General features: G+C 39.7%; 4 protein-coding genes. All 4 read left to right on the top strand.

Annotated features, from left to right (window positions below; genetic code table 11):
- On the top strand, positions 1–196 hold a 196-nt coding region (locus HMPREF3129_RS16105; protein ID WP_139142876.1), incomplete at its 5' end, for a phage protein NinX family protein.
- A complete protein-coding gene (locus HMPREF3129_RS16100) occupies positions 186–731 on the top strand; it encodes a phage N-6-adenine-methyltransferase (protein WP_070487136.1) in 546 nt (181 codons plus the stop codon). The genes HMPREF3129_RS16105 and HMPREF3129_RS16100, both read left to right, overlap by 11 nt.
- A gap of 84 nt (positions 732–815) precedes the next feature.
- Positions 816–1,010 (top strand): hypothetical protein, encoded by a 195-nt coding sequence (locus tag HMPREF3129_RS16095; protein WP_070487135.1) that lies wholly within the window; start codon positions 816–818, stop codon positions 1,008–1,010.
- Between the two features lie 233 nt (positions 1,011–1,243).
- Positions 1,244–2,401, top strand: coding sequence for a tyrosine-type recombinase/integrase (locus HMPREF3129_RS16090; RefSeq protein WP_070487132.1), 1,158 nt, complete (start codon positions 1,244–1,246; stop codon positions 2,399–2,401).
- The last annotated feature ends 62 nt before the right edge of the window (positions 2,402–2,463 follow it).

The following is a 2,463-nucleotide window of genomic DNA, read 5'->3' as shown; positions in this document are numbered from 1 at the left end:
CCCTACTGACGCAATGCCGATTATTATTGAGAATAAAATTTCATTACGCTCCCCAACCATAACTGATAGATGGAAAGCGGAGTTTGTAGATGAGTACGGCAACTATGTTGGATATATTAGAGCTCTCAATAAAAACCCACTGCGCGCATGCATGGAAGTTTTCTTGATGATGAAGGATGCGGAGAATGAAGGCTGACTACGGAGGTAGCCACACACCAAAGGAATTGCGTGATAGATGGCAAACTCCCCTACCTTTATTCACAGCATTGGACGCTGAATTTGGTTTCTATTTAGATGCTGCCGCCGATAAAAATAATGCACTCTGTTCTCATTACCTCACCGAAAAAGACGACTCGTTAAATTGCGACTGGGAAAGTTACGGAGCTATTTGGGTGAATCCGCCCTATTCAGATATTCAGCCATGGGTAAATAAAGCCGCTGAGCAATGTAAAAAGCAATTACAGCCTGTTGTTATGTTAATTCCTTCTGATACTTCTGTGGGTTGGTATGAATCAGCATTAGAAACAGTTGATGAAGTAAGATTAATTACGGGAGGTAGAATATCTTTTATTAATGCAGAAACAAAAAAGCCAGTTAGCGGAAATAATAAAGGTTCTATGTTTTTAATATGGCGACCTTATATAACTCTTCGCAGAATAATCAACACTGTAAATAGAAATTATTTATTAAATATCGGTAATAAAATATTAAATGAATGGAAAATAGCATAGGTGAATTATGACATTTACTGAATTTTCAGGGTTAATATCACTATGTTTAGTAATTTATTTAATTGAAACAGGACAAGCGTAATTATGGACATTATCGACTCAGCAAATGAAACAAACGAATTATATATTCAAGCGTCACTATTAAATCGTAAACCGGTAATAAAATCATATAACGGCATGTGTATCTGGTGTCACGAAGAGCCGGTAGCACCTAATAGCGCATACTGCAGTAAAGATTGTGGTGATGATCATGAACAGTATAAAAGGAAGAATGGATAGGAGGATAAAATGGAAGGGATGACCATGCCAAGAAAAGAAGCTGCCGCATATATTGGTATATCAGAAGACACACTCTCTCGTTGGTGCAAGCTAGGATTGATTGCATACACAAGAAAGGATCCATCAAAGAAAAACTCGCCATACCTATTTACGAGAGCCGCGTGTATTGCGGCGGCTAATAAATCAATTCACAATATACCAGTGAACGCTGGTGAGACACGAGAGGGAAAATCATGTCTTTATTCAGAAGAGGTAAAATATGGTACGGAAACTACACGACGCCAAGCGGTAAAAGAATCAAGGAGTCTCTTGGCACAGAGGACAAGAAGCTCGCGCAGGAGTTGCACGACACAAGAAAGGTCGAGTTATGGCGCATAGAACGTCTTGGTGACTTTCCTGATGTTACTTTCGAAGAGGCTATAGTTCGATGGATTGAAGAGAAAGCAGACAAAAAATCACTGGATGATGATAAAGGTCGGCTTTCTTTTTGGTTAGATCACTTTGAAGGTTACCGACTTAAGGATATTACAGAAGCAAAAATATATTCCGTTATCAATAAGATGGTAAACAGAAAAGCAAGGGAGAGATGGGAAAAACAAGCGGAATCAGCCAAAAGAAAGGGAAAGGAAATCCCTGCATTTACTGATGTCCCTGTCAGTAACGCAACCAAAGCAAAGCATCTCGCCATCATGAAATCTCTGTTAAGAGCTGCTGAACGTGACTGGAAATGGTTAGAAAAACCTCCCGTTATCAAAGTTCCAACAATCAGAGAAAAGCGGGTTCGGTGGTTAGAACATCATGAAGCTAAAAGACTGATTCAAGAATGCCCTGAACCACTGAAATCCGTAGTTACATTTGCATTGGCCACTGGATTAAGGCGATCCAATATTATCAATTTAGAGTGGAGTCAAATTGATATGCAAAGGAAAGTTGCATGGATAAACCCAGAGGATAGCAAATCAGGCCAAGCAATTGGTGTTGCTTTAAATGACACTGCTTGTCAGGTTCTTAAGGAGCAAATAGGAAACCATTACAAATGGGTATTTGTTCATACTGAATCAAAGAAGAGACCAGACGGAACATTAACGCCAAGTGTTAGGAAAATGCGAGTTGATTCTAACACAGCATGGAGGGCGGCACTAAAAAGAGCAGGAATAGAAAACTTCCGTTTTCATGATCTGCGCCACACATGGGCGAGCTGGTTAATTCAGTCCGGAGTTCCACTTTCAGTATTACAAGAAATGGGCGGATGGGAATCAGTTGATATGGTTAGAAGGTATGCTCACCTAGCGCCTAATCATTTAACTGAACATGCAAAGCAAATAGACAGTATTTTTGGCACTTGTGTCCCAAATACGTCCCACTTAAGAAAAGTAGAGAATTTAAAATGAGTGTAAGTGTTTGATTTTAAATGGTACGCCCTACAGGATTCGAACCTGTGACCTACGGCTTA

It is taken from the genome of Proteus sp. HMSC14B05 (assembly GCF_001808035.1).
GTDB classification, from domain to species: domain Bacteria; phylum Pseudomonadota; class Gammaproteobacteria; order Enterobacterales; family Enterobacteriaceae; genus Proteus; species Proteus mirabilis.
The sequence above is the reverse complement of the archived record's forward strand: the minus strand, read 5'-3'. Positions and strand labels throughout refer to the sequence as shown.